At 69.7% G+C, this 2,273-nt stretch carries 1 protein-coding gene; it reads left to right on the plus strand.

Annotated features, from left to right (window positions below; all coding sequences use genetic code 11):
- A partial coding sequence (locus D471_RS0132090) for a type I polyketide synthase (RefSeq protein ID WP_017602401.1) occupies positions 1 to 2,273 on the plus strand: 2,273 nt, incomplete at both ends.

Consider the following 2,273-nt stretch of genomic DNA (forward strand, 5'->3'; position numbering starts at 1 on the left):
AACCCCGAGGCCGCCATCGACGCCCTCCTGCGCTCCATTCCCGGCGGCGACGCGGTCACGGCCATCGTCGACGTCGACTGGGAACGGTTCGCTCCCGCGACGTCGGCGGTCCGGCCCAGCACCCTGTTCGACTCCGTTCCGGAGGCCGTGGAGGCGTTGGCGGACACGACCGCCGCGCCCGGCGCCGAGGACGACTCATCCGAGCTGTCACGTCGGCTGTCCACCCTGGCGGAGCCGGAGCGACTGCGTACACTCGTGGAGCTCGTGCGCGCGGAAGCGGCGTTCGTCCTCCGTCATCCGAACACCGACGCCATCGGCGCCGAACGTGCCTTCAAGTCAGTGGGTTTCGATTCGCTGACCGCCGTCGAACTGCGCCACCGGCTCAACGCGGCCACCGGTCTGAAGCTGCCCTCCACGGTCGTCTTCGACCACCCCACGCCCACGGCGATCGCCACGCTCCTGCTCGGTCTTCTGGTCGACGACGGCACGGAGGGCCCGGCGGACACTCCGCCGGTTCCGGTGGGTCGCACCATGGTCGACGACGATCCGGTGGTGGTCGTCGGTATGGCGTGCCGGTACCCCGGCGGCGCGGACACGCCCGACGCCCTCTGGGAACTGGTGGCCGGTGAGCGCGATGTGATCGGCGACGCGCCCACCGACCGGGGATGGGACCTGGACTCGCTCTACGACCCCGAACCCGGCACCCCCGGCAAAACCTACGTCCGCCAAGGCGGCTTCCTCCACGACGCCGCAGACTTCGACCCCGACTTCTTCGGCATCTCACCCCGCGAAGCCACCGCCATGGACCCCCAACAACGCCTGTTGCTGGAAACCTCCTGGGAAGCCATCGAACGCGCGGGCATCGACCCCCACACCCTCCACGGCACCCCCACCGGCGTCTACACCGGCGTGATGTCGCAGGAGTACGGGCCTCGGCTCTACGAACCGTCGCAGGGTTACGACGGTTATCTGCTCACAGGCACCACGACCAGCGTGGTGTCGGGTCGGATCGCTTACGCGCTGGGGCTCGAGGGTCCCGCGTTGACCGTGGACACGGCGTGCTCGTCGTCCCTGGTCGCGCTGCACATGGCCGCCCAAGCGCTCCGCCAGGGCGAATGCGACCTCGCCCTGGCCGGAGGTGTCACCGTCATGGCGGCTCCCGGTCTGTTCGTGGAGTTCTCCCGGCAGCGTGGCCTGTCTCCCGACGGGCGGTGCCGTGCCTTCAGTGACGAGGCCGACGGCACCGGATGGGCCGAGGGCGCCGGGATGCTACTCGTGGAACGGCTCTCCGACGCCCAACGCAACGGACACCCCGTCCTGGCCCTCATCCGAGGATCAGCCGTCAACCAGGACGGCGCCAGCAACGGCCTGACCGCACCCAACGGCCCCGCCCAACAACGCGTCATCCGCCAAGCCCTGGCCAACGCCGGACTCCGACCCACCGACATCGACGCCGTCGAAGCACACGGCACCGGCACCCGCCTGGGCGACCCCATCGAAGCCCAAGCCCTCCTGGCCACCTACGGACACGACCGCGACCCCCAGCAACCCCTCTACCTCGGCTCCCTCAAATCCAACATCGGCCACACCCAGGCCGCCGCCGGAGTCGGCGGGGTCATCAAGATGATCCAGGCCCTGCGCCACGGTCAACTGCCCAAAACCCTGCACGCCGACACCCCCACCACCCACGTCGACTGGTCCACCGGAGCCGTCCGACTCCTCGACCAGGCCCAACCCTGGCCCGAGAACGACCGGCCTTCCCGAGCCGGTGTGTCCGCGTTCGGGGTGAGCGGCACCAATGTGCACCTGATCCTGGAGCAGGCCCCCGCGTCCGCTCCCGCCGAGGCTCCCGACGCGACGACACAACCTTCTGGTCCTGTTCCTGTGTTGTTGTCGGGTCGGACCCCCAAGGCGTTGACCGACGCCGCCTCCCGGCTCGCCGACACCATCGACCACAACCCAGGAATGAGCCTGGGCGACATCGCCCACACGATGGCCCGCCGCACCACCTTCGACCACCGCGCCACCGTCCTGGCCCACACCACCGAAGAACTCAACAAGCGCCTACGCGACCTCTCACACGGAGAACCGAACCCCGCCGTCATCACCGGCACCAACACCGACGGCAAACAGGTCCTGGTCTTCCCCGGCCAGGGCACCCAGTGGACCGGCATGGCCGCACACCTCCTGGCCGACCAGCCCGCCTTCGCCCAACGACTCCACGAGTGCGCGCGTGCCCTGGCCCCCCACACCGACTGGGACCTCATCACCGT

This window comes from Nocardiopsis lucentensis DSM 44048 (genome assembly GCF_000341125.1).
Taxonomy (GTDB): Bacteria; Actinomycetota; Actinomycetes; order Streptosporangiales; family Streptosporangiaceae; genus Nocardiopsis; species Nocardiopsis lucentensis.